Below are 22361 nucleotides of genomic sequence, written 5' to 3' on the forward strand. Positions count from 1 at the left end.
AATGTCGTGGCCAAGGCACGCCATGCGCGCAGTTATACTTGTGCCATACCACAATCCTTCCCTTGTCGATTTCGCGTCATTGTCCCCACCATGCCAGACCTTGCGCCGACCACCTGGGCCCTCATTACTGCGTTCGGCGGAGCGGGCGCCATGCTGCCCGTCGCCGCGGCCATCGCGCTGTGGCTCGTCGTGAGCCATACCTGGCGCAGCGCGCTCGCGTGGTCCGGCTTTCTCGCTGCCGGTATCGCGCTCGTGCTGGTCACCAAGGTGGCCTTCCTCGGCTGGGGCATTGGCATACGCTCACTGGATTTCACCGGCATTAGCGGCCATTCGATGCTGGCGACCGCGGTACTGCCGGCCGCAGCGTTCCTGAGCACGCGCGGCGCACCGGTCATGCTACGACTGGCAGTGCTAGCCGCGGGACTCGTCTCGGGTGCCGGGATCGGCGTATCGCGGGTCGCGCTAGATGCACATTCGGTGTCCGAAGTGGTTGCCGGCTGCGCGCTTGGCGCGGCTGTGTCGCTGGGCTGGATCGCATGGGCGGCGACGCGCGAGCCGAACCCAGCCGCGCGTGTATCGCGCTGGGTCGTGGCCGCGAGCCTGTTCGGGCTCGCCGTATCACTGCACAGCTATCATGCACCGACTCACCGGTGGGTCACACGGATTGCACTGTACCTGTCCGGCCACGAGCGGCCATTCGTGCGAGTACGCTGGAAAGCCTACCGGCCGCCGATACTGGGCCAGGCGCTCGACGTGCAGCCGATCGACATGCGGCCGCGCTCATAGCGATGCTTTCGCGCTGCGAGCCGCCTTAGCCTAGCCGGCTTCGGCCATTCCAATCGGGACAATTGCGGGTCCGCGGCAGCATTGATCGACTGTCTCGCCGCCGCATAGTCGCGGATGAACCCGCGTTGCATGCGTGCAGCCAGCTGCAACGCGATCACCGCGTCATTGCCGGTGCCGAGCGCGTACCGGAACCGCTTGACTCGGATACGCTGTACATGCCGCTCGCGGACGGACCGACGCGCCGTCGGGACCGTCCCCTCTTAGATGGATAAAGGAATATCCCGATTCTAAGCGTGCAGCATGCGGGTACGCATGCCTCATCGCCGCATGCGCACCGAGCCAAAAGACGTCAACGATGTTGCACTTAAAGGAACGTAGCTAGCGAGAAGCCCATCAGCCAACGTAGAATAGGCCACTCGTCGGATGAACGCGTAACACGCGGCTCCGGCGAGGGTTCTCAACTACTGGGCATTTCAATACGATGGCCACGAAAAAACCAACGACGAAAACCTCTGCAAAACCTGTAGCGAAAAAAGCCGCTGCGACGAAGGCCCCTGCCAAGAAGGCCCTTGCAAAGAAAGCCCCGGCGAAAAAGGCGGCTGTCGCCAACGGCGTCGCTGCACCGATCAAGGAGACTTTCACGAAGGCCAGCCTCAGCGCCCATATCGCCGAACGCGCACAAGTCGAGCCCAAAGCCGCCAAGGCCGTGCTCGCCGCGCTGGAGCAGACGGTCCTCGGCGCCGTGCACAAGAGGGGGGCGGGCGAATTCACGCTGCCCGGCCTGCTGAAAATCACGGTGCAAGCCGTGCCGGCCAAGAAGCGCCGTTTCGGCAAGGATCCGTTTACCGGCGAGGAACGGTGGTTCGATGCAAAGCCGGCCACGATTCGCATCAAGGCACGTGCGCTGAAGAAGCTCAAGGACGCTGCAGCGTAAGCACGCAACGCACATGCCGCGCCCGTCGCGTGGCGCGTACATGGAGCGGGTGCCGCAACCGGGGAATGTGCCCCGAGTTGCGGCATTTTTTTGTGGCGTGACACCCCCACCGGATTCTCATGCCGGCGACGCATACGCTACGATTGAGCGCATAACGACACGCACGGCATCGTGCCGGTCAGCGCGCCAAGCCGGCCCGGCAAACTTCCGCTACGATGCTCCCTGACGACTTCCTTTCACTTTCAACAAGTGGAGCATTCGCGATGAAAATCGATCTGTCAGGAAAAACCGCCGCCGTCAGCGGCTCGACCGCTGGCATTGGACTCGCGATCGCAACAGGATTGGCCGCAGCCGGCGCGCTCACGATCGTCAACGGCCGCAAGCAGGATTCCGTGGACAACGCATTGCGCACGATCCGCGCGGCCGTGCCGGACGCCGCGCTGCGCGGCTTCGCCGCGGACCTGTCGCATGCGCACGGTTGCGATGCGTTCAGCGCCGCGTTCCCCGACGTCGACATCTTGGTGAACAACCTCGGCGTGTTCGGGCCCGGCGACATCTTCTCGACGCCCGATGAGGATTGGCACCGCTATTTCGAAGCGAACGTAATGTCCGGCGTGCGGCTGACACGCAGCTACTTGAAAAGCATGATGGAGCGCCGCTGGGGACGCGTGGTGTTCATCTCATCGGAATCGGCGCTCAACATCCCACCAGACATGCTTGCGTACGGCTTATCCAAGACCGCGCAGTTGTCGATCGCGCGCGGCATCGCGAAATACGCAGCCGGCAGCGGCGTCACGGTCAATTCCGTACTACCGGGGCCAACGCTGTCGGCGGGCTTTCGCACGATGGTCGAACAACCGGCGCTTGAACAAGGTAAAAGCGTCGAGCAAGTCGCTGACGAATTCGTCGTGACCCATCGCGGCAGCTCGATCCTACGTCGTGCAGCCACGCCCGAGGAAGTCGCAAACATGGTCGTGTACGTGTGCTCGCCACAAGCCAGCGCCACAACCGGTGCCGCATTGCGTGTGGACGGTGGTGTGGTCGATACGATCGCATAATCGCGACCGGCGCGCGGTACGGCGGCCACAACACATGTTAATGGCCGCGCCCCCATCCCGCGCTTTCGTTGATCGCAGTGTGGCTGGCAGATCACCTGCTGTTCGCGCGTCAAACCGAGCGCGGAGCGCTGGAAAAGCAAATTAGCCGTTTGGCCGACTTGTAAGAATCTTTATCTGGACTATATTAGATTTATAGTTCATGTATAGATGAGGTACCCGATGAGCCGCCCGATCCGAATCGCTGAAGGAGCCGCCGCACCAATACCACCTGCCCGCCAGCCAACACTGGCCGAAATGTCCGCCGCTGGACTGCGCGCATTCTTCAACATTGCCCACGACTGGCAACTGTCGGTTGATGAACAACTCGTGCTGTTGGGCTCCCCGGGGCGCTCGACGTTTTTCAAGTGGAAAGCCGCGCCCGATGCGGCACGGCTGTCACGCGATACGCTCGAGCGACTCTCGCATTTGCTCGGCATTTACAAGGCGCTGCAGATCCTGCTGCCGCAGCCGGATGCCGCCGACGGCTGGGTGAAGCGACCCAACAGTGCGCCACCGTTCAACGGCAAACGCGCGCTGGACCGGATGCTGGCAGGCAATCTCAGCGACCTGGTCGCCGTGCGGCAATATCTTGACGCGATGCGCGGAGGTTGGGCTTGAACGACGAGCACAGCACTGCCCAGCCTTCCAGCAACATCCAAGGCGGGGTCCGCGAGCCGTCACTTGCGGCACTGCGCGACCCGGGCTGCTGGCCCATCGCCAAGGTCCAATGGCAGCCTGCCTACCGTGTCGTGCCGACACGCTTGCCGGCGATCACCCTATTCGATCGCGTCGCATCGGCCAGCGACTTCGACACGCTGTACGCGCTCGAGGCGATCACCAACGATCGCCTGCGCACCGAAGTCGGCGAAATCGACCTGGTGCCGCCCGAGGAACGCCGCTTCGGTCCAGGCTACGGTCCAATCATGGCGGCGCTTACCCATCTGAATCCCGCTGGCAGTCGCTTCTCGCCGGGTACATTCGGCGTGTTCTATTGCGCACGCGACGCACGTACTGCGATCGCCGAAACCCGCTATCACACCGCGTTGTTCCTGTCGGCGACGCATGAGCCGCCGATGCGTCAGCCCATGCGGCTCTACACCGTTATCGCGCAAGGCAACGTGCTGGATCTGCGTGACCAACGAGATACCCTCGCGCCGACCATCCTGCATCCGCACGATTACACGTTCGGCCAGGCGCTCGGTACAGCCGCCCGCCATGCAGGCCACGCGGGCATCGCGTATCCTTCCGTGCGCGACCCGCATGGCGAGTGCCTGGCGGCGTTTCGGACCACGCTGCTGCGGCAATGCCACCATGCCGCCTACCTGGAATACAACTGGAACGGCAGCCGCATCGACGTCGTGTTCGAATTGACCCAGGTCGGCTAACCGTGCGTTGGCCAGTCCAACGACGCGGCGCCCCGCCGTAGCGCCTCGCGAGTCGAGATCGCATGGATGCGGCCGCTATGCACGTCCACTATCGACAGCGCACCATGCGGCAAGAACGCGCCCGTATCGACGAACGTCTGCGCGCCGACCGTGCGGACCTCGGGCACCGGCGTATGCCCGCAGTAAGTATGCGACAGTCCCCGCTGCACGCGCGGGTCGCCTCCGCCCGCGATCAACTGCCGCCCCCACAGCAGGCGCGCGCGCGTGCGCTCGTCGAATTGCGCGGCATCCAGTGTGAGGTCGTCGCCGAAGAACTCGGCATGCAGCACGTTGAAGCGCCGCGCGCCGGCGCCTACGACACGCGCCAGCGGCAAGCGCCTAACGCGCGCCGCGTAGTGGCCCAGCATCCCGGCCGGCAGCGCGCGTGCCCACGCACCGCCTATCGGGTCCCAGGCCGTCTGTGGCAACACGCCGTCGGCCACGTCGCACATCACTTCCTCGTGATTGCCCTGGACCGCGAAGAACCATGGCATCTTCAACAACGCGAGCGCCTCGACGGGATGGTCGCCGCGATCGACCAAGTCTCCGACCGAAAACAGACGGTCGTGCGCTGCATGGAACCTCACTTGCGCTAGCAGATAGCGCAGCGCATCGGTGCAGCCGTGCAGGTCACCGACGACGAAATCGCGCCCTGTGTCATTCCACGGATGAAACGCGACAAAACGGTAAGCAGCATCGTTCATGATGTCGATGATAGCCCCGTCGCGCCGTCTCCGTATGCGTCTGGTGTAACGTATCGGACGCCGGCAGCCCGGCTGCACGGCATCACGCGCCACCTCAACCGTTGGAACGACATCGCGATGAGTTGGAAACCACTTCCTCACCTGCTGCCGTTCCACCCCAGTTGCTGCTGGCCATCGCCATCGGCACACTCACAGGCGCAGCATTTTCCCAATTCGCTGCTGAGCACCGCCCACCCACGACCACAAGCGCGGCGAGGACGTGCGCCAGGCTGGCCGTGCTGTCCGAGTTGACCGACGAATGGCTGGCCGCGTGGCGTAGTTGGTCCAAGCTCAATACGCCGCAGCGTCGCGCTGTTGCCAGCGGACAAGCCGACGGCTAGGCGCCGCGGCCGAGGCGATGCTGTACCACAGACGCTAGTTGGCTGCTGGCCGACGCGCACCGCAGCGCGCAAGCCGGCGGCTTGCTCATCCGCGCTCGGGCAGCGTCAGCGCGATCGAGGTGAAACCATCGGTCCCGCTCGCCGCGCTCGATTTGCCGCCGTGCGCCAGCACGACGCGCTGCGTGACGGACAGCGCGAGCGGCATCCCGTCGGCGCCCTGCACCGGTGTCGTCCCGCGCAAGAATGGTTCGAACGCATGGGGCAAGTCCGGGTTGGTCAGCGCATCGGACGGTTGGAACCGGATGACCGACCGCCATACACCGTCCTCAAAGACGTTTTCCATGCTAACCGTCCCGCCAGGGCGCGACGCGTCCACGGCATACGCCAACGCCGCCCACAGCGCCTGCGCAATGCGCGCGCCGTCCGCCACAATCGAGATACGTGACGGCGGCCAGCGCACCTCGATCGCCGTGGCGCGTTCGCGCGCGAAAGTCGCATCCAGGCACTGCACAACGTGTGCGACGACACGTTCGACGTCGAGCATCGTCTTGTCTAGCGGCAGCGCCTTGCTTTGCTCGCGGGTAGCGTCGATGACATCCTCGATAATGCGTACCTGCTGCTCCACGCCCGTGCGCAAGCCGGCCAATGCCCGCGCAATGGTGGGCTCGGCCTGCCCCACCTTGCTCTCCAGGACGTAGATCCAACTGTGAATGCCGTTGAGCGGACTGCGCAAGTCATGCGACGCCACCGACAACACGCGATCGCGCGCAAACAAGGCGGCAACGGTCTGCAGGTAGGCCGCGCGGGCGACCAACGCATCGTCGGGCTCACCGTCGAAGTTACCCGATGCAGGAATAGAGCGACTCAATACAATTTCTCCGTTTGGCAAAGCACGGACCGGAACGCCAAGCCGTGACGGGTATTATAGGCATCGCGCCGGCGCTGTCACGATCCGCGCCGGGGAAGGATCCGGCTCGCGCTGCTGGTCAGGCGGGAGCCGGACCTCAGCAAAGCTCACCCTTCTAGCAAGGCTCGATCCCGCCGGTGCCCGGCCGTTTGCGCTACGATGTCAGTTTTTAACTCAAGGAATCCCGCCATGGCCACTGTAACGACCGCCTCCGGGCTGCAATACGATGATTTGATCGAAGGCGCCGGCGCGCAGGTTCAAGCAGGCCAGACGGTCAGCGTGCACTATACCGGCTGGCTTACCGACGGACAGAAGTTCGATTCCAGCAAGGACCGCAACCAGCCGTTTTCGTTCGCGTTGGGCGCCGGCATGGTCATCCGAGGTTGGGACGAAGGCGTACAGGGAATGCGTGTGGGCGGCGTACGCCGGCTGACGATTCCGCCGCAATTGGGCTATGGCGCACGCGGTGCAGGCGGTGTCATCCCGCCGAATGCAACGCTCGTGTTTGAAGTGGAATTGCTCAGCGTCTGAGCCCCTGCCACCTCCGCCGGCTAAGCGGATCCCCTTGATGGTGCATGCCATGGCCGCCGTCGCGCCGGCGTCCTCGTCCACCGTGTCGTAGCGCGCGCACGACATTGCGTGTGCGATAGACGTGTCGCACGTCGCCAGCGCGGCGCTCTACATAGCCGTCTTGCCGCTGGACGCGAACGTGCAGTTCATGACCGTGATGGCGATCAAGTTGCCATACATCGATCGGCCTGCCATACATCGGCCGCGACTGACAGCCTGGCGACCCAGATGCCGTCATCGACCGCGGCTCACGGCCCCTTGGCACTCGACGGCTAGCGCAATTGCCAGTTCGTGACCTTGACGATCGCCGCGTCGGCATTCTTCAAGTTCATCTCGCCTTGGTCCATTAGCTTGCTCCATTGCTTGACCCGGTTCTTCCCGTTGGGCGACGTATTGTAGTCGTGCGTGTCGACGACCTTAGCCCGTTCGGCATAGAACCGCGTCATGAAGGTCTTCTCGTTCGGGCTATCGCCGGAGCGCGCGAGCAGCGCCTTCAGCGAGTCCCCGCCGCCGTCCGCCCCCTGGTTCAACGCCGTGTCGACGAACGAGCCGATCGTCAGCGCGCTGTTAAAGCCGCGCTGACGAGCCTGTTGCACACTGTATTGGATGTCCACGTTGTAGAACGTGCGCCACATCGCCTCGCGCCACGTCGGGTTATTCTGTTGCGCACCAACTTTGCTGCAAAAGATCTTGCTGCTGTCCGAGATCTTCAAGATTGAGCCGGACATCTTGCCATGCGCGCCAATGCGGGCAAGTCCGCCTTCCGCAGACGGAATCTTGGCACCGCTGAGCGCATCGAACGTCTTGAACAGCTCGGGACCGTCAGGTCCGGTATCGTTCGAACCGCCCGTAGTCGCGCCAAAAATCCCGATCGTATAGCCACGACCATCGTGGATGTTCTGACAGTACCCATAGTACTTTGTCCATTGCAGCGAGTCCTGCTCCGGCTTGTTGATCAACTTCATGATGTTGTTCCACTGCTCGCCGTCCAAGCCCGTGTTCTTCTTCAAGAATTGCAGGGTCGCAGGGGAGAAATTGGCGTCCGGATTGCCGCTGGCCACGTTGGCAACCACGTTACAAGTTTGCCCGACACGCCACGGCTGGCCAGTATTGCCGTCGCCACTATTCAGGTCCGGCGCGTTGCCCTGCGTCCAATAGGCCGCAGTGTAGTTTCGCCCGGCGTAACTGACCACCTCACCGCCCTGGTAGATCGTCTTGGCGTCCCAAGGCGCGTCGCAGGGTTCGCTGTTCGGCTGCGCATCGTCGGCGCGTGCCACGCCGGAGACGGTCAACAGGCCAAGGCTCATGGCAACAGCCCAAGACATGCGTGTCAACGTCTTCGAAATCGAATGGTTCAAGACAGACTCCATATTATTTATGCGTTGAAAATTACAAGCGCGCCGGCGACGAATAGCCGATACCGTAAAGCAAAGCGGGACCCGCGGCGCGCCAGGGCCGAAGCGCGCGGCCACTTGCACGAACCAGGTCCGCCATTTTCGCGATCCCATCCTCCACGACGGATACCGGCGCGGGCAAGCCCAAGGGTAGTCCATCGGAGTCACAACAAACCGATAATAGGCAGACCTGTCTATCTAATTTACGCGGAAAAACCCTAAAATGGATCGAACAAACATTCCAATACTAAGGACGGCGTTTATGCGATCATCGCGGCAATCCATCCCAGCGGGAACGCGGCATTGGCGTCCCAGATATGTGCCAACCCGGATGCCCATGCCACACGCTATGCTTGCAACACGCTCGCGAGAATCTTGTCCAGTGCCTGGGCCAGCGCCGCGCGTTCAGCCTCGGACAACACCGCGAGAATTGCATCGTTGCGTTCGCGGAAAATCGATGCGGCCTTGCGAAACAACAAGGCTCCTTTTGCCGTAAGCGTGATGCGCACGCCACGGCCGTCTTCCTCGTCCGCTTCTTTAGTCAGCAAACCCTTCTTGCCGAGCACGTCGGTGGCGCGGCTCGCCTGGCTGCGATCCAGGTTCGACGCGCGCCCGAGATCCGATACCGACAACGGACCGAACGAGCCGACGCTGAGCAGCACGCGCGCCTCGGTCAGGGGCAACCCCAAGCGGGCAACGAATGCGTCGTTCATTGCCTTGTCGGTCAGCTTTTTGAGCCAATGCAGCCGGTAGGTGAAAAGCTGATCGATCGGGCTCGGAGCAGGACGTCGGGTACGCATGGACGATCGGGACATTGACAATTGATGGCGAAACGAGCATCCAGCATACCATTGCTACCTCGGCGCTCTGCTTACGCTGCCTGATTAAACTTTTCGGCAATACCCTCTGCCAATCTGATCCACCAATTTGCTCCATCACCCCCCTCTGCCAGCGCTCTGCGTCAACTTCTCCATCAACCCGCCAACCTATAATATGTGTGCGCACGCATCATATTGGTTGCGCGTACATCGATAAGCCGTTACGATAGTCACCGATGCTTGATCCGGCACGACCGTGCCAGCCACAAGGAGGCGAACAGGGCCACACCGCAGCACACGGTGCCTCCGTCCTGGTGCGCCGCTGACGAATGGCACGCCCGCGTGCAGCTCGCCGCCACCTATCGGGTCTTCCACCTGCTCGGCTGGACCGAACTGATCTTCAACCACATCACGCTTCGCGGACACCGGCGCCGGCGAGGATATGCTGGCCGCGTTGATCCGCCGCATCGAACGCATCGATCCATCCTATAAGACGTAACCTGATGATGCCCAGGAATATCACCATTGTGGGCGCTGGCGCGGTCGGCGGCCTGCTGGCCGGCAGGCTTGCGCAGAGCGGCGTTCCGGTCAAAGTGCTGGCCCGCGGCGCGCAACTCGAGGCGATTCGCTCACGCGGACTGACGCTGATCGAGGATGGCGAGTCCACGATCGTGCACGCGCACGCCACAGACGATCCCACCCTGCTCGGCGCCCAAGACATCGTGTTCGTGTGCCTGAAAGGCCATGCGCTGGTCGATGCGGCAGCATCGCTGGCACCATTGATCGGCCCACACACGCGGATCGTGTCAGTCATGAACGGCGTGCCGTGGTGGTTCCTGCATCAATTCGGTGGCGCGTGCGCCGATCGGCGGCTCGAATCGGTGGACCCTGGCGGCGTCGTGTCCGCGGCGCTGCCCGTGGCGCAGGCCGATGGCCTGGTCGTGCACCTGGCCGCATCGGTGCGCGAACCCGGCGTGATCGTGCGCAACAAGGGGAATCTGCTGATCGCTCGGGCACCGCACGACACCGGCGACGCGGTCCAGCATGAGATTGTCCGACTGCTGCAAGACGCCCGTTTCGACGTGTCGCTCGCCTCTTCGATCCAACATGAGATTTGGGCGAAGCTGTGGGGCAACATGACGATGAACCCGATCAGCGTGCTCACCGGTTCAACCGCCGACGTAATCTTGGACGATCCGCTCACAGCACGCCTGGTTGCCGAAGTGATGCGGGAAGCGCAAGCCATCGGTGCGAAGCTGGGGTTGGACATGGGCATGAGTGTCGAGCAACGCAATGCTCAAACGCGCCAACTCGGTGCATTCAAGACATCGATGTTGCAGGATGCCGAAGCCGGCAGGCCGATGGAAATCGATGGGATCGTCAGTGCGCCGTATGAGCTTGCCCGAATGAGCGGCGTGCCGACGCCATACCTGGACATGCTGCTTGGCCTGATACGATTGAAGGGCCGCAGCACGAGGCTCTACGCTGGCGGCGCTGTCGGTTAGCAGCAGGTTTAATTGATCGCATCGGCGGCCAGCGTCCAAGCACTGCTGCGTAACGTAGTCGCCGACGGCACAGCGGGGCGCCTGACAAGTGGCTTGCCCGCCCTATTGTCCCCCGTCATCCAGCCCAACGCACGGCCTTTCAACGGTCAAGATCCGACAAGCCTATCCCTATAATAATACTTGAGCGCCGCCCTCTCGACGCGGCGTTTCTAGACTGCTACTCTGCGCGGCGCAGAAGCAGCACGCGCGGCTCACCGGTTCGTGCGTGATGCACCCGCCGAGACGTTCCTCTCACAGGAGGGATGCTTGAGAATCCACAACCCACCAAGACTCAAAGGGAACTAAAAGTGAAAAAACTATTTGCCGCTGTGTCTGTCGCGGTTGTCGCCTTCAGCGTATCCGCCAGCGCTTACGCCAAGGACTGGTCCACTATCCGCTTCGGCGTCGACGCGAGCTATCCGCCTTTCGAATCGAAGGCCGCGAACGGCAAGCTGGTCGGCTTTGACATCGATCTGGGCAACGAGATCTGCCGTCGCTTGCACGCCAAGTGCGTATGGGTCGAGAATGACTTCGACGGCATGATTCCCGCACTCAGGGCGCGTAAGTTCGACGGCGTGCTGTCCTCAATGACGATGACGCCGCAGCGCGCCGAGCGGGTCGCGTTCTCGACCAAGCTGTTCAACACGCCGACGCGGTTGGTAGCCAAGGTCGGTTCGAGCATCCAGCCGACGCCGGAATCGCTCAAAGGTAAGCGCGTGGGCGTCGAACAAGGCACCATTCAAGAAACATATGCAAAGACGTACTGGGCACCCAAGGGCGTCCAAGTCGTTCCCTACCAAAGTCAGGACCAGGTCTATGCCGACTTGCTCGCCGGCCGCCTTGACGCGGCGCTGCAGGATACGGTACAAGCCGACGTCGGCTTTCTTAAGACGCCGCGCGGCAAAGGATACGCATTCGTCGGCCCCGGCCTGCAAGACGAAAAAACCCTGGGTATTGGTGCGGGCATCGGCCTGCGCAAGGAAGACACCGACCTGAAGGTGAAAATCAACAAGGCCATCGCCGACATGCTCAACGATGGTACGTACAAAAAGCTTGAGCAGAAGTACTTCGATTTCGATATATACGGGGGCTGAGCAACGCGGTGCGCGGCCACGTTGATGCGGGGCCACGCCCGCTCCAAGCGCCGCGCTGCACAGACCGCCAACGACGACTTTACATCTGCCGGCGCAACTCTGCCGGCGGCACCTTCATTTGCTGCCGGTACTTAGTCACGGTACGCCGGGCCACCTGGATGCCCTGCTGCGTTAGCATCCGCGCAAGCGTGACGTCGGACAATGGCTCGTGCGCATCCTCGGCATCGATCATTTCCTTAAGCAATGCCCGCACGGCCGCCGCGGAACACGTTCCGCCGCTCTGGGTGCACAGCTCACGAGGGAAGAAATGCTTGAACTCGAATATGCCGCGCGGCGTCGCCATGTATTTGTTGCCCGTGGCGCGCGAGATCGTCGACTCGTGCAGGCCAAGCTCGTCCGCGACGTCGCGCAGCACGAACGGCTTTAGTGCGATTTCACCGTACAGGAAGAACGCCTTTTGGTGGGCCACGATGCATTCGGCGACCCGCTGGATCGTATCGAAGCGCTGTTGCGCGTTACGCAACAGCCAGCGCGCTTCCTGCAATTGCTGCCCCAGCGGCGAACGGTTAGTGCCCGATGCTTGCGCAAACAAATCCGCGTACATCCGGTTGATCCGAGCGCGCGGTAGCACTGCGGGATTCACGGTGACGACGAACTTGTCCCGAACCTGCCGCACGATCACGTCCGGCACGACATAGTTGTCCTCAGGCCGTCCATATGCATTGCCGGGCTTCGGATCAAGCTTGCGGATGAGCGCACAGGCCTCGTGCAACGCGCGCGTGCTGCAACCAATATGCTTCTGCAATTCACCGAGTTCGCGACGCGCCAGCCGCTCCAAGTGATGCGAGATGATCTCACGCGCAATGTCGCGCCGTGGCGTGTCATCCGGCATCGCGTTCAACTGCAACAGCAGGCACTCGGACAATGAGCGGGCACCGATACCAGGCTTGTCCAACGATTGCACAAAGCGTAACGCAACCAACAGCTCTTGGTCCGTGGGTGGCGTGCCAAGCTCGGCGAGCGCAGCCAATTCCGACAGCGATTGTCGCAGGTAACCATCGTCATCCAGCGCCTCGATCACCAATTGAGCCAGCTCCCGGTCGCGCTCATCGAGGCGATACAGACACAACGTGCCCTGCAATTGCTCGCGCAGCGACGGCTGAGTACGTACCCAGGCGGTCGGGTCACTGTTGTCCGCGCCACTGTGTTCGCGAATTGGGCCGTGATCATACGGATCGCCAGCGAAATCCGTTGTGACCGTATCCGAATAGGGTGTCTCCGCAACCACACCGGCGGCCTCCGCGCCGCTGGTGATGGGTTCAGCGCAGGACGGCAACGCACCGTCCTCACTATCACAGTCGGCGCTGGCCAGCGTATCCGGTGCGGCGTCTTCGGCTCCGCTCAACGAGTCGTCCTCGAGAAAAGGATTGGAGTCCAGCGCCGCGCGCAGTTCTTGCTGGAACTCGACGGAAGACAGCTGCAAAAGGCGTACCGACTGCTGCAGTCGCGGCGTCAATGCCAGCGACTGTCGCATGCGTTGTTCCAGTAGTTGGGGCATTTTTCGGTAATCCTTCGATTTTGAATAACAAGCGCGACCGCGCACGCACAATGCGACGTGGACCGCTGTTGCATTGACAAGCAACACCCGTACCAGCTGCGTGATGACCCACTATGCAGCGAGCACATGCCGATCCCGGCGCGCGGTAGCTACGCCTGCCCGTGCCCTTTTTACAACGCTTCGGGAAGACATTCACCGTCGGATGCCGGGCCAGCTCAGTGTGCTCAGGCGCCCTCGCCGCCCGGCTCCAAGCGCTCAAGCATCGCCGCTGTGACGCGCTGGCGCGTCTTCCAATAGTCGGCCCAAGGGTCCGCGCCTAATCGGTCGAGCCGCTCGGCGATGTTGTGCAACGTCCATTGCACCGCGCTGCTCGTACGAGGCACCTCGTCCCACGTGAGCGGCATCGACACAGCAACCCCTGGGCGGGCGCGCGGCGCGTAGGCGGCGATCGTGGTTGCACCGCGGCTATTGCGCAGGTAATCGATGAAGATCTTGCCACAGCGGTTCTGCTCGCCCATTTTCGCGCCAAACTGCTCTGGCCAGACGGTGGCCATATGGCGGGCAACGCGCTGCGAGAACGCCTTGGCGTCGTCCCAACCGACGTGTGAGTCCAACGGAACGACTACGTGCAATCCCTTTCCGCCGCTGGTCTTGCACCAGCACCGCAAGCCAAGGTCAACCAACACAGTGCGCAAACGTTCGGCGGCCTCGAGCATAGCGCGCCACGGCAACGCTGGGTCGGGATCGAGATCAAAGACGAGCCGGTCGGGATGTTCGATGGCAGGGATCTGTGCGTTCCATGTATGGAGTTCGATCGCGTCCATCTGGGCGGCCCCCACCAGCGCCGCCGCATCGTCGATGGTAATCAGTGGCTTGTGTCCGGGGTCCAGACCTTCGTGCTGCGTGACATGCGGTATCGCAAGCCGGTCGCTATGCCTTTGGAAGAACAACTCCGCATCGATCCCGCCCGGCGCGCGCAATAACCCAACGGGCCGTGCGCGCAGATGAGGCAGCAACACCGGGGCCACCCATTCGAAATAGCGAACCAGGTCAATTTTGCGAGTACCAGTGTGCGGATCCATCACCCGATTGGGATGCGAAATCCGCACACCCGCCACCGTCTCTCGCAGGTTACGTTGCTCGAAGTCTTTCACTTTCATACAGTAGGGGTCATCGCCTGATCAGGCCAAGCAACAACGTCGCCAAAAAAATCACGAGGAAGATGAAAAACAGTATTTTCGCGATTTCAGCTGCGCCCGTAGCGATCCCGCCAAAGCCGAACACGGCGGCAATGATGGCAATGATGAAAAAAATAACAGCGTAACGAAGCATGGCTTTCTCCCCCAGATCAAAGGCCGACAACGGCCATCGGCACATGACTAGACCTCTTGCGCGCGTGCCAGTCGCACAAGCAGATGGAACCCGTTAGACAATGGGACGCCTATCTTTCGTGCATGGCCAACGCCGCTCCCATGGCACGCCCAGATGTCGCCATGCCCAATGTACCCGACGATCTCACAGTAGCTTTCGACCACCACTCGTGCCGCCACTAGGTTCTGCTCAAACGCGTCGTTGAACAACTCGGCGACCGTTTGCCAGTCGGCGCCGTAACCGACAGTCACCGCACCTTGCACGAACCGCTCGGCGACAAGCTTGCGCGGATCGCCTGTATGTCCCTCAGTGACGCCATCCGTGACATGGCGTACCCCGAGTTTAGGCAGTGTGAGTCATACCGCCGGCCGTGGCGGACCCGGTGTCCTAGCCTCTTTCAGCGTTGCATCAATCATGCCTGGCTGGTTTGCTGCCCCTAATCCGGGACAGCCAAGTCGGTGGCACATGGGCATGAACCTTGCGAGAGCGCGTTGTCGCATACCGAGAGGTCGCCATGACAAGCAGCACCTGTTCCCATCCGTCTACGCGGCACCGTAATGGCCGCCCGCCGCGCCAGCGTCACGCGACAGCGCGCGCCACCCATCGCGGTAACCGTGCAAAGCGCTGGTCACGTGACGTGACTCAGCACAGCCACGCATTGGACCTGGAGTCGGACATCTTCACGCAGGGCACGGCGCAGCAAATCGCTGAATCGCTTAAGCGCTCGTCGATGCGCAGCACGCGGCGTCGCGGCACACCGTTCCAATCGGCCATGTCGATGCTGAATTTCTACATCAACCGCGCCGGAAAGCACTTACCTGCGTCGCGCCGCCAGGTCCTGGAACGGTCCAAGCAGGCATTGCGGCACACATTCGGCCGCCGCCGGGGATCGTGACGATGCGCGCCCGAGCGTCTATCCGACAGAGCGTGCTTATGCATCATGCGTGAAACAACCTGGTTCCTCATCGTGGGCGGCGTCTTCGTCGTGATGGGCATCGCCGGTTCGATGCTCAAGCGCCTGCCTTGCAGCAGCGCGATGCTGTATCTGGCAATAGGCGCTGCGCTCGGCACGCCCGGGGCCGGAATGCTCGCACTAGATATTTTTCGCGACGCACATTTGCTGCGAATGCTGACCGAAGTGGCCCTGCTCGTGTCACTGTTCGCCATTGGCTTACGGTTGCGGGTGCCGCTGGCCGATCCGCTTTGGGGCTTGCCGCTAAGGCTCGGCGTGCTGGCGATGCTAGTCACGATACCGTTACTGACTGCGTTCGGCGTGGTAGTACTCGACCTGCCAGTCGGTCCCGCACTGTTGATAGCCGCCATTCTGGCTCCGACCGATCCCGTGCTGGCCCACGACGTTCAGGTAAAAGACTCACGCGATCAAGACCGGATGCGTTTTGCGCTGTCCGGCGAAGGCGGATTGAACGACGGAGCGACCATGCCGTTCGTGCTCCTAGGCATTGCATTGTGCACCCAACCGGATAGGTCGGTCACCGCGGCGCTGTCCCCGGTCTTCGTTGCTCATGCGCTCTGGGGCTGCATCGGTGCAATCGGCATCGGTGCCGCCCTCGGATGGGCAACGACCCACGTAGTGACATGGCTGCGTACACGGCATGCACAGGCACTGGACCTGGAGGGCTTTTTTGCCCTCGGGCTGGTCGGGTTGTCGTACGGCGCCGCAGAGCTTGCCCATACCTACGGATTCCTTGCAGTATTTGCCGCCGGTGTCGCGATGCGCCGCGTCGAGCATCGCGCCAGTGGCGAGCGCACGGCGCAAGCGGCGATCGGCACACTCAACCCGCAGGATGTTCAGGCTACCGCAGCACATCCAGACAAGGCTCACGCCTACATGGCCGAGTCCATTCTCGGCTTCACAATCGAGCTGGAAAGGATCGCGGAAATGGCCACAATGATCGTCATCGGCAATGTACTGACCACCTTGCCGACGACGTTGTTCAGCCCGCGCAATGCGATGGTGGCGGCCGCGCTGTTCCTGCTTGTTCGCCCACTCGCAGTGGGCATTTCGCTGGCCGGCTCCCGCGCATCACCGGCGCAGCGTCGCCTGATGAGCTGGTTTGGCATCCGTGGAATCGGTTCGTTCTACTACACCGCCTGCGCGGTCGAGCACGGTGTACAGGCCAGCACGACAATCGTATCCATTGTATTGTTCACCGTCACCGCATCGGTTGTGGTCCACGGCATTTCCGCTACGCCGTTGATGAACTGGTATCAGCAATGGCGACAGGCTCATCAATAAAGCGCCAAATTGGGAATTCATACCGCTATGCAAGACAGACCTCCAGTGCTGCTAGCCAACCTGTGGAAACAAGGGTGACCACGATGCCAGGGCGAGCCGTGCTGCATGATCCCGCCACTTTCGAAATGATGGTCCAGAACATCAAGGACTACGCGATTTTCATGCTTGACCCACAAGGCCATGTCGCGAGTTGGAATACCGGTGCTCAGTACATTAAGGGATACCGTGCCGATGAAATCATCGGGCGCCACTTTTCGGTGTTCTACAGTCCGGCGGACATCGCGGATGGCAAGCCCGAGTATGAATTGCAGCATGCCACCGAGTTCGGCCGTGTTGAGGATGAGGGGTGGCGCGTCCGTCAGGACGGATCGAGATTCTGGGCCAATGTCGTGATCACAGCGCTGCGCGCGCCATCGGGCGAACTGTGCGGCTTCGCGAAAGTCACCCGCGACTTGTCCGAGCAACGTGCGGAGGAGGATAAGCTTCGCCAGAGTGAAGAACGATTCAGACTGATGGTTGAATCGGTCAAGGACTACGCGATCGTCATGCTGGATCCGCAAGGCCGCGTGGCGAGCTGGAACGCCGGTGCCATGCAGATCAACGGGTATCGTTCAGAAGAGGTTATTGGTCGCCATATGTCTATCTTCTATCGCGACGACGATGACACCGACGGCATGCCCGAGCGGCAGTTGCAAGCCGCGGCGAACACAGAGCGTGTCGAAGACAATGCATGGCGCGTGCGCAAGGACGGCACACTGTTTTGGGCTAATGTCGTGATCACGGCGGTACGCGACGCCGCCGGCACACTGCTCGGCTTCACCATGGTGACGCGCGATATGACCGAGCGCAAGCGCCTGGAGGAACTAGAGCTGTCCAGCCGCCGCATGAGCGAGTTTCTCGCGATGCTTGCACATGAATTGCGCAATCCGCTCGCCCCCGTGCGTAATGCAGTCAGCGTCATGCAGCTGGTCCCGAACGTCGATGCGACGATGCGCCATTGCCGCGACGTGATCGATCGGCAGGTCAGCCATTTGACGCGGCTTGTCGACGATTTGCTGGACATCGGGCGGATCACCACCGGCAAGCTGGAGCTGCGTCTGGCCTGCGTCGACATGGCAGAAGTCGTCGCCCGTAGCGTGGAAGCGGCCCGCCCCTTCATCGACGAGCGTTGGCAGACTTTGCATGTGCAATTGCCGCACCGGCCGGCCTGGGTCCGTGGCGACATGACGCGATTGGTCCAGGCGGTGCAGAACTTGCTGGACAACGCCTCCAAGTTCTCGCCCAGCGGCGCCCGGATCAGCATCGAGGTCACCATCGAAAAGCGCATGATCTTACTGCGTGTGATCGACCAGGGTCGGGGCATCTCGCAGCAGGGGCTGAAGTCGATCTTCAACCTGTTCGTGCAAGAAAACCACGCACAGAATCCAACCGATACTGGCCTGGGGATTGGTCTAACGCTGTGCCGTTCGCTGATCGAACTTCACGGCGGAATGATCGACGCGTCCAGTGATGGGCTCGGCTGCGGCAGCACGTTCACGATACGTTTGCCGATCGCCCGGCATCAGGCACTCGCGGATCCGCCGGCATCGTCCAGCGTCGTCATGTCTACGCCGTCGATACCCCTACGGGTGCTCGTCGTGGATGACAATCGCGATTCCGCCGACAGCCTCGCCATCCTGCTCGAACTCAAGGGCCACATGGCTCGCGTAGCCTACGACGGCGCGCACGCGATCGAGATCGCCCGCGTGTTTCTGCCGGATCTCGTGCTGACTGACCTGGCCATGCCCAATGTCGACGGGTTCGGCTTGGCGGGCGTACTGCGTTCGAGCGTGGACCTGTCCGGCTCGACGCTTGTTGCGATGTCCGGCTTCGGCCAGCCGGGAGACCGGGCTCGATCGTTGGCCAGCGGTTTCGACGCGCACTTGGTCAAGCCGATCGAACCGACCCAATTGGACAAGCTGCTCGAGCACAGCATGCGGCAAGCCGGCAAGGACTCCGTGCAACGCTGACGCCTCGCGTCTCAATGTACCGCGCACCGTGCTTCGGTGCTCGGTGCTGAGCGCCCAGCGCTCAGCACGTCTGTACATCGGCGCATCAGATCAACTGGGCGACTGACGAGTGATGCTGGTAAATTAGAAACGATGGCGAACGCCTGCGGCGATCAATAGCTGGCTCCCACCAGATGCGGGATCGGCGGTATTGATCATGGCTGGCACGCCGGCCGATGCTCGCTGGTAAATTGCCTCCACGTAGGTGTCGGTACGCTTGGAAAGTGCATAATCGAGTTGCACGGCACCCTGGTGCCAGTGAGCATCGGACGCCTTCGTGTACGTATATAGGCCGGCCAGCGTCAACGTGGGCATGAGTTGATATACGCCATTGACCTCGTAGTTACTCAATCCGATCGAACGGACACTAGCGCCCGTGTCGGCATCCGCGACACCCGTATAGGTCGCACGGGACCACGCGGCACCCAGCGTCAGGTCTCCCAGCGCATAGTTCGCGCCGACGCCGTAGGTATTCTGCACGCCGACGGTGGCGTTGAACACGTCGCGGTTCGAGCCGGGCAGCGCCGCAATATCGTATGCGCCGGCTGCCGTCCTGCCACGGCCGTCCACGTGAAGGTATGCGGCGCCCGCATTGAACGGGCCGTTTTGGTAGTTCGCCCCAACGCTGTACGCGCGGTTATTTGCGAATTGTCCCGCCGCGTTCGAGAACGCATACATGCCGCCCGCGCTGAAACCCGCGAATTGGGCACTAGTGTATTTGATCGAATTGCGCGCGAGGTACGAGTTGTTCGCGTTATCATTGTCGAACGGATGGGCGAACGCAGTGCCTCCCGCCTCGCCCGTCAGCGTGAAGGGTGCAAAATAGTCATGAACTGCATCGTACTGGTGACCTAGCGTGATCGTGCCGTATCGCTCGTTGCCTAAACCGACGTAATACGGATGGTCATTCAGTGATTGCCCGTTGGTCACCGCGAAGCCGCGTTCGAGCCGGAACACCGCTTTGTTTCCGCCACCGAGGTCTTCCGAGCCTTGCACGCCCCAATAGCTGCCGTCGATCAAGCCACTGGTCGCCTTGTACTGCGCATGGTCGGCGACATTGCTCAACCATGCGACGCTAGTGTCCAATTCACCGTACAGCGTTACACTGCTCTGTGCGTGCGCTTGGGTTATGCAAGCAGCCAGCACGATTACATAAAGGCGCCTGTCGACCAGGCGCCGACTTTGTTTGACAGACATGGGTAGGGATCCCTTGCAAAGAGGAAATCTGCGATAGTCGATTGGTAGGGATGGCCGCAGTTGCGACTATAGCCCCGCCGTTCGGACCGCCATGACGGCAAGTGCGCCACACGCTCTAATGCTTCGCACCTGTTGCCGTGACCGAAACCGATACAGCCCCGCTCCCGCCATGCGGGCTGCAAGTCCCCCACACTCGCTGCGCCGGCCGCCCACCGGTCCAACAGTCCCATCACGCCACCAGTCCACTATTGCGCCAGTCCACTGGCGCGCCAAACCAACCGGCCATGCAAGCCACACTGCCCACATAGCCAAGCCTGACGCTACAGACCGTCGTTAATCGAGCTGAAGGCTCTGGAGGTATCGCTCGGCAAGACGCGCTGTTCGTACGCAAGCCCCACGGCGGCGTGCCGCCCCAGGACGGCGCAGGGCTGTTCGCCTTCGCCCGACGGATGCTGGTGTTGCGCGACGAAATCCGGTATCCCGACCGCCCAATGCGCGTAGCGGATCAATGCATCCGACGACACTGCGCATCGGTCAGCCGGATGCGGTTCGCAATCGTGCACATCTCTGCTATACTTCATCGCTTTCGGGGCGTAGCGCAGCCTGGTAGCGTACCTGCATGGGGTGCAGGTGGTCGGAGGTTCAAATCCTCTCGCCCCGACCAGGAATCAAAGCCCGGAAACCTGCTTCAGTATTGGAAAGCCAATGCTGATAAGGATTTCCGGGCTTTTCCGTTTACGCTGTGTCCCTGGAGTATGCCAATCTGCCGTGTGAGCACGCGGAGATGTCATCACTCACGCTTGTCAACCTCGCCAAAGTCTATCGCAGGGGCTCGGCCTTTCATTTTCGCTTTCGCATCGGCGTTCCCGAGGATATCCGCCGCATTTAACCGCCGCTGAAGAACGGCGAACTTGCCGCCAACACCAGCCGTGCAGTCTCGTCACAACAGACCGCAACGAAGCCGCTGCAAGCGCGCAAGTCAGTACAAAAGTAACTGCGAAAAAGCTCGAGCAGGCACGCGTCCTGCCGACTCAGTATCGCACGATGCCTCTACGTCGCTGGACGCATTGGATCGCAGCGTTATGCACATGCACACGCCGATCCGCACGCACAATTCCGGCTACTGGACGAGGCGCGATACGCGCTTGATCACTTTCACACGAAGCTATTAAAGCTCTCCGCCCATTTTAAAACGCCGGAAGGTCTCAGCGCCTGGCCAAGCCGCGTCACGAACGGTTAGCGCGCTTCGTGAATGAATTTCGGAAGCGATCTAAGGGCATGGTAGCCGCCCCGAACCACGACGAATCAGAGACACGCATATCGCGTGAATCAGTAAGCAAAGAACGACAGGTCACGATCGCTTACCGTCCGTCAGTAGAACGATCACCTGTCGGATTTCGTCGCGCAGTGCATCCACATCGACGGCAACAAGCCGAGGATCCGCTGGCGGCACGCCCGCCTCGCCCGGCAGCGGGACTGCACCGCCCGGCTCGTCCGGCAACAGCGCACCGTGTGAATCGAGCCGGTTGCGCGCACCGTTGATCGTGAATCCTTGCTCATACAACAGCTCCCGGATCCGCCTGATCAACAGTACTTCATGATGCTGATAATAGCGCCGGTTTCCGCGGCGCTTGACCGGCCTCAACTGCGTGAATTCCTGCTCCCAATATCTGAGCACGTGCGGTTTGACGCCGCACAGTTCGCTGACTTCACCGATCGTGAAATACCGCTTCGCGGGTATCGGGGGCAACGTGACTTTGTCCATCGTCACACGCTCGTCATGTCGGTCTTGAATGCGTCGGGGGGCTAAGCACGAGCGGACCTTGACGTGGCTACGTTCAGCGTGACTGCAGGTTCGCAGCGCCGGACTCGACCTGCGCCTTCAGCTTTTGGCTCGCATGGAAAGTCACCACGCGCCGTGCCGCGATTGGGATAGCCTCGCCGGTCTTCGGATTGCGTCCCGGACGTTGCGGCTTGTCGCGCAACTGGAAGTTGCCGAACCCCGATAGCTTGACGCTCTCACCGTTTTCGAGCGCATCGCGGATTGCCTCAAAGAACGCTTCGACCATGTCTTTTGCCTCGCGCTTGTTCAGACCGACCTGATCGAACAACAACTCGGCCAACTCGGCTTTTGTCAACGTCGGCGTCTCGGATGAAACCGGATTGCTGTAGGCCGGATTATCGCGACTCATCGCACTGCGTTGCGCAGACAGAAGTGCTTCGAATTCACTCGAGTTCATTGGATGCTTATCATATAAGAGTAGCCTCTGATTTCTTT

General features: G+C 61.6%; 23 protein-coding genes, 1 tRNA gene and 3 pseudogenes. 15 read left to right on the forward strand and 12 right to left on the reverse strand.

Features of this window, described 5'->3' with window-relative positions; all coding sequences use genetic code 11:
* Positions 1-90: 90 nt before the first annotated feature.
* The 5 genes from B0O95_RS12510 to B0O95_RS12535 all read left to right on the forward strand — a co-directional run bounded on the left by B0O95_RS12510 (position 91) and on the right by B0O95_RS12535 (position 4202).
* Positions 91-786, forward strand: a complete 696-nt coding sequence (locus tag B0O95_RS12510; RefSeq protein WP_104078175.1) for a phosphatase PAP2 family protein — start codon at positions 91-93, stop codon at positions 784-786.
* 481 nt (positions 787-1267) lie between these two features.
* Positions 1268-1720 (forward strand): HU family DNA-binding protein, encoded by a 453-nt coding sequence (locus B0O95_RS12520; RefSeq protein WP_104078177.1) that lies wholly within the window; start codon positions 1268-1270, stop codon positions 1718-1720.
* Positions 1721-1983: 263 nt separating this feature from the next.
* Positions 1984-2778 (forward strand): SDR family NAD(P)-dependent oxidoreductase, encoded by a 795-nt coding sequence (locus B0O95_RS12525; RefSeq protein WP_104078178.1) that lies wholly within the window; start codon positions 1984-1986, stop codon positions 2776-2778.
* Positions 2779-2997: 219 nt separating this feature from the next.
* Complete coding sequence (locus B0O95_RS12530; protein WP_076785101.1) at positions 2998-3435, forward strand: MbcA/ParS/Xre antitoxin family protein; 438 nt, start codon at positions 2998-3000, stop codon at positions 3433-3435.
* A 71-nt stretch (positions 3436-3506) separates the two neighbouring features.
* Positions 3507-4202 carry an RES family NAD+ phosphorylase gene (locus B0O95_RS12535; RefSeq protein ID WP_104078231.1) on the forward strand — a complete coding sequence of 232 codons (696 nt, stop codon included), beginning with the start codon at positions 3507-3509 and terminating at the stop codon, positions 4200-4202.
* Here the strand turns inward: B0O95_RS12535 and B0O95_RS12540 are convergent.
* A complete protein-coding gene (locus B0O95_RS12540) occupies positions 4199-4945 on the reverse strand; it encodes a metallophosphoesterase (protein WP_104078179.1) in 747 nt (248 codons plus the stop codon). The two genes, B0O95_RS12535 and B0O95_RS12540, sit on opposite strands and share 4 nt — an antisense overlap.
* A gap of 122 nt (positions 4946-5067) precedes the next feature.
* On the opposite strand from B0O95_RS12540, the gene B0O95_RS16160 reads away from it, so the two are divergent.
* The gene (locus tag B0O95_RS16160) at positions 5068-5325 is read left to right on the forward strand and encodes a hypothetical protein (protein ID WP_199180513.1); all 258 of its coding nucleotides are present in this window, start codon (positions 5068-5070) and stop codon (positions 5323-5325) included.
* Between the two features lie 85 nt (positions 5326-5410).
* On the opposite strand, the gene B0O95_RS12545 is transcribed toward B0O95_RS16160, so the two are convergent.
* Complete coding sequence (locus tag B0O95_RS12545) at positions 5411-6193, reverse strand: sensor histidine kinase (RefSeq protein WP_104078180.1); 783 nt, start codon at positions 6191-6193, stop codon at positions 5411-5413.
* 228 nt (positions 6194-6421) lie between these two features.
* Here B0O95_RS12545 and B0O95_RS12550 point away from each other — a divergent pair, with 228 nt between their 5' ends.
* Both B0O95_RS12550 and B0O95_RS17290 read left to right on the forward strand, forming a co-directional pair.
* Positions 6422-6763, forward strand: coding sequence for an FKBP-type peptidyl-prolyl cis-trans isomerase (locus B0O95_RS12550; protein ID WP_104078181.1), 342 nt, complete (start codon positions 6422-6424; stop codon positions 6761-6763).
* Between the two features lie 115 nt (positions 6764-6878).
* Positions 6879-6989 (forward strand): annotated as a pseudogene (locus tag B0O95_RS17290) (3-oxoacyl-ACP reductase); the annotation flags it as partial.
* An 85-nt stretch (positions 6990-7074) separates the two neighbouring features.
* Here B0O95_RS17290 and B0O95_RS12560 read toward each other — a convergent pair.
* The gene (locus B0O95_RS12560; protein WP_233203347.1) at positions 7075-8160 is read right to left on the reverse strand and encodes a chitosanase; all 1086 of its coding nucleotides are present in this window, start codon (positions 8158-8160) and stop codon (positions 7075-7077) included.
* A gap of 383 nt (positions 8161-8543) precedes the next feature.
* Positions 8544-8996, reverse strand: coding sequence for a MarR family winged helix-turn-helix transcriptional regulator (locus B0O95_RS12565; protein ID WP_233203348.1), 453 nt, complete (start codon positions 8994-8996; stop codon positions 8544-8546).
* Positions 8997-9257: 261 nt separating this feature from the next.
* Between B0O95_RS12565 and B0O95_RS16650 the strand changes: the two are divergent.
* From B0O95_RS16650 to B0O95_RS12580, 3 genes and pseudogenes are all read left to right on the forward strand, one after another.
* A pseudogene (locus B0O95_RS16650) lies at positions 9258-9434 on the forward strand (class II aldolase/adducin family protein); the annotation flags it as partial.
* 83 nt (positions 9435-9517) lie between these two features.
* The gene (locus tag B0O95_RS12575; RefSeq protein ID WP_104078184.1) at positions 9518-10519 is read left to right on the forward strand and encodes a 2-dehydropantoate 2-reductase; all 1002 of its coding nucleotides are present in this window, start codon (positions 9518-9520) and stop codon (positions 10517-10519) included.
* A 347-nt stretch (positions 10520-10866) separates the two neighbouring features.
* The gene (locus B0O95_RS12580) at positions 10867-11652 is read left to right on the forward strand and encodes an ABC transporter substrate-binding protein (RefSeq protein ID WP_104078185.1); all 786 of its coding nucleotides are present in this window, start codon (positions 10867-10869) and stop codon (positions 11650-11652) included.
* A gap of 79 nt (positions 11653-11731) precedes the next feature.
* Here B0O95_RS12580 and B0O95_RS12585 read toward each other — a convergent pair whose 3' ends face one another.
* The 4 genes and pseudogenes from B0O95_RS12585 to B0O95_RS12600 all read right to left on the reverse strand — a co-directional run bounded on the left by B0O95_RS12585 (position 11732) and on the right by B0O95_RS12600 (position 14832).
* Complete coding sequence (locus B0O95_RS12585) at positions 11732-13210, reverse strand: RNA polymerase factor sigma-54 (RefSeq protein WP_104078186.1); 1479 nt, start codon at positions 13208-13210, stop codon at positions 11732-11734.
* A gap of 224 nt (positions 13211-13434) precedes the next feature.
* Positions 13435-14328 (reverse strand): annotated as a pseudogene (gene ligD, locus B0O95_RS12590) (non-homologous end-joining DNA ligase); the annotation flags it as partial.
* 52 nt (positions 14329-14380) lie between these two features.
* The gene (locus tag B0O95_RS12595) at positions 14381-14542 is read right to left on the reverse strand and encodes a DUF1328 domain-containing protein (RefSeq protein ID WP_076785108.1); all 162 of its coding nucleotides are present in this window, start codon (positions 14540-14542) and stop codon (positions 14381-14383) included.
* 47 nt (positions 14543-14589) lie between these two features.
* Positions 14590-14832 (reverse strand): hypothetical protein, encoded by a 243-nt coding sequence (locus tag B0O95_RS12600; RefSeq protein ID WP_146064072.1) that lies wholly within the window; start codon positions 14830-14832, stop codon positions 14590-14592.
* A gap of 263 nt (positions 14833-15095) precedes the next feature.
* On the opposite strand from B0O95_RS12600, the gene B0O95_RS12605 reads away from it, so the two are divergent.
* From B0O95_RS12605 to B0O95_RS12615, 3 genes are all read left to right on the forward strand, one after another.
* The gene (locus B0O95_RS12605) at positions 15096-15476 is read left to right on the forward strand and encodes a DUF3175 domain-containing protein (protein ID WP_104078188.1); all 381 of its coding nucleotides are present in this window, start codon (positions 15096-15098) and stop codon (positions 15474-15476) included.
* A gap of 45 nt (positions 15477-15521) precedes the next feature.
* Entirely contained in the window at positions 15522-16838 is a 1317-nt protein-coding gene (locus B0O95_RS12610) for a cation:proton antiporter (protein ID WP_104078189.1), read from the forward strand.
* Positions 16839-16921: 83 nt separating this feature from the next.
* Positions 16922-18847: a PAS domain-containing hybrid sensor histidine kinase/response regulator gene (locus tag B0O95_RS12615; RefSeq protein ID WP_233203350.1), complete on the forward strand. Its 1926-nt coding sequence runs from the start codon at positions 16922-16924 to the stop codon at positions 18845-18847.
* A 123-nt stretch (positions 18848-18970) separates the two neighbouring features.
* On the opposite strand, the gene B0O95_RS12620 is transcribed toward B0O95_RS12615, so the two are convergent.
* Positions 18971-20083 carry a porin gene (locus B0O95_RS12620; protein WP_104078191.1) on the reverse strand — a complete coding sequence of 371 codons (1113 nt, stop codon included), beginning with the start codon at positions 20081-20083 and terminating at the stop codon, positions 18971-18973.
* 320 nt (positions 20084-20403) lie between these two features.
* Complete coding sequence (locus B0O95_RS16655) at positions 20404-20664, reverse strand: hypothetical protein (protein WP_233203349.1); 261 nt, start codon at positions 20662-20664, stop codon at positions 20404-20406.
* A 6-nt stretch (positions 20665-20670) separates the two neighbouring features.
* On the opposite strand from B0O95_RS16655, the gene B0O95_RS12630 reads away from it, so the two are divergent.
* A tRNA-Pro gene (locus B0O95_RS12630) sits at positions 20671-20747 on the forward strand.
* Between the two features lie 687 nt (positions 20748-21434).
* Here B0O95_RS12630 and B0O95_RS12640 read toward each other — a convergent pair.
* The gene (locus tag B0O95_RS12640) at positions 21435-21848 is read right to left on the reverse strand and encodes a MerR family transcriptional regulator (protein WP_104078193.1); all 414 of its coding nucleotides are present in this window, start codon (positions 21846-21848) and stop codon (positions 21435-21437) included.
* A gap of 73 nt (positions 21849-21921) precedes the next feature.
* Positions 21922-22323, reverse strand: a complete 402-nt coding sequence (locus B0O95_RS12645) for an integration host factor subunit alpha (RefSeq protein WP_041753362.1) — start codon at positions 22321-22323, stop codon at positions 21922-21924.
* Between the last annotated feature and the right edge of the window lie 38 nt (positions 22324-22361).

The organism is Mycetohabitans endofungorum, from assembly GCF_002927045.1.
GTDB classification, from domain to species: Bacteria; Pseudomonadota; Gammaproteobacteria; order Burkholderiales; family Burkholderiaceae; genus Mycetohabitans; species Mycetohabitans endofungorum.

Coding starts and splice junctions, on each gene's coding strand:
- B0O95_RS12510 (WP_104078175.1), top strand. CDS start 91: ATGCCAGACCTTGCGCCGACCACCTGGGCCCTCATTACTGCGTTCGGC.
- B0O95_RS12610 (WP_104078189.1), top strand. CDS start 15,522: ATGCGTGAAACAACCTGGTTCCTCATCGTGGGCGGCGTCTTCGTCGTG.
- B0O95_RS12595 (WP_076785108.1), bottom strand. CDS start 14,542: ATGCTTCGTTACGCTGTTATTTTTTTCATCATTGCCATCATTGCCGCC.
- B0O95_RS12615 (WP_233203350.1), top strand. CDS start 16,922: ATGCCAGGGCGAGCCGTGCTGCATGATCCCGCCACTTTCGAAATGATG.
- B0O95_RS12575 (WP_104078184.1), top strand. CDS start 9,518: ATGATGCCCAGGAATATCACCATTGTGGGCGCTGGCGCGGTCGGCGGC.
- B0O95_RS12605 (WP_104078188.1), top strand. CDS start 15,096: ATGACAAGCAGCACCTGTTCCCATCCGTCTACGCGGCACCGTAATGGC.
- B0O95_RS12565 (WP_233203348.1), bottom strand. CDS start 8,996: ATGCGTACCCGACGTCCTGCTCCGAGCCCGATCGATCAGCTTTTCACC.
- B0O95_RS12540 (WP_104078179.1), bottom strand. CDS start 4,945: ATGAACGATGCTGCTTACCGTTTTGTCGCGTTTCATCCGTGGAATGAC.
- B0O95_RS12520 (WP_104078177.1), top strand. CDS start 1,268: ATGGCCACGAAAAAACCAACGACGAAAACCTCTGCAAAACCTGTAGCG.
- B0O95_RS12585 (WP_104078186.1), bottom strand. CDS start 13,210: ATGCCCCAACTACTGGAACAACGCATGCGACAGTCGCTGGCATTGACG.
- B0O95_RS12640 (WP_104078193.1), bottom strand. CDS start 21,848: ATGGACAAAGTCACGTTGCCCCCGATACCCGCGAAGCGGTATTTCACG.
- B0O95_RS12525 (WP_104078178.1), top strand. CDS start 1,984: ATGAAAATCGATCTGTCAGGAAAAACCGCCGCCGTCAGCGGCTCGACC.
- B0O95_RS12620 (WP_104078191.1), bottom strand. CDS start 20,083: ATGTCTGTCAAACAAAGTCGGCGCCTGGTCGACAGGCGCCTTTATGTA.
- B0O95_RS12645 (WP_041753362.1), bottom strand. CDS start 22,323: ATGAACTCGAGTGAATTCGAAGCACTTCTGTCTGCGCAACGCAGTGCG.
- B0O95_RS12530 (WP_076785101.1), top strand. CDS start 2,998: ATGAGCCGCCCGATCCGAATCGCTGAAGGAGCCGCCGCACCAATACCA.
- B0O95_RS12550 (WP_104078181.1), top strand. CDS start 6,422: ATGGCCACTGTAACGACCGCCTCCGGGCTGCAATACGATGATTTGATC.
- B0O95_RS16655 (WP_233203349.1), bottom strand. CDS start 20,664: ATGAAGTATAGCAGAGATGTGCACGATTGCGAACCGCATCCGGCTGAC.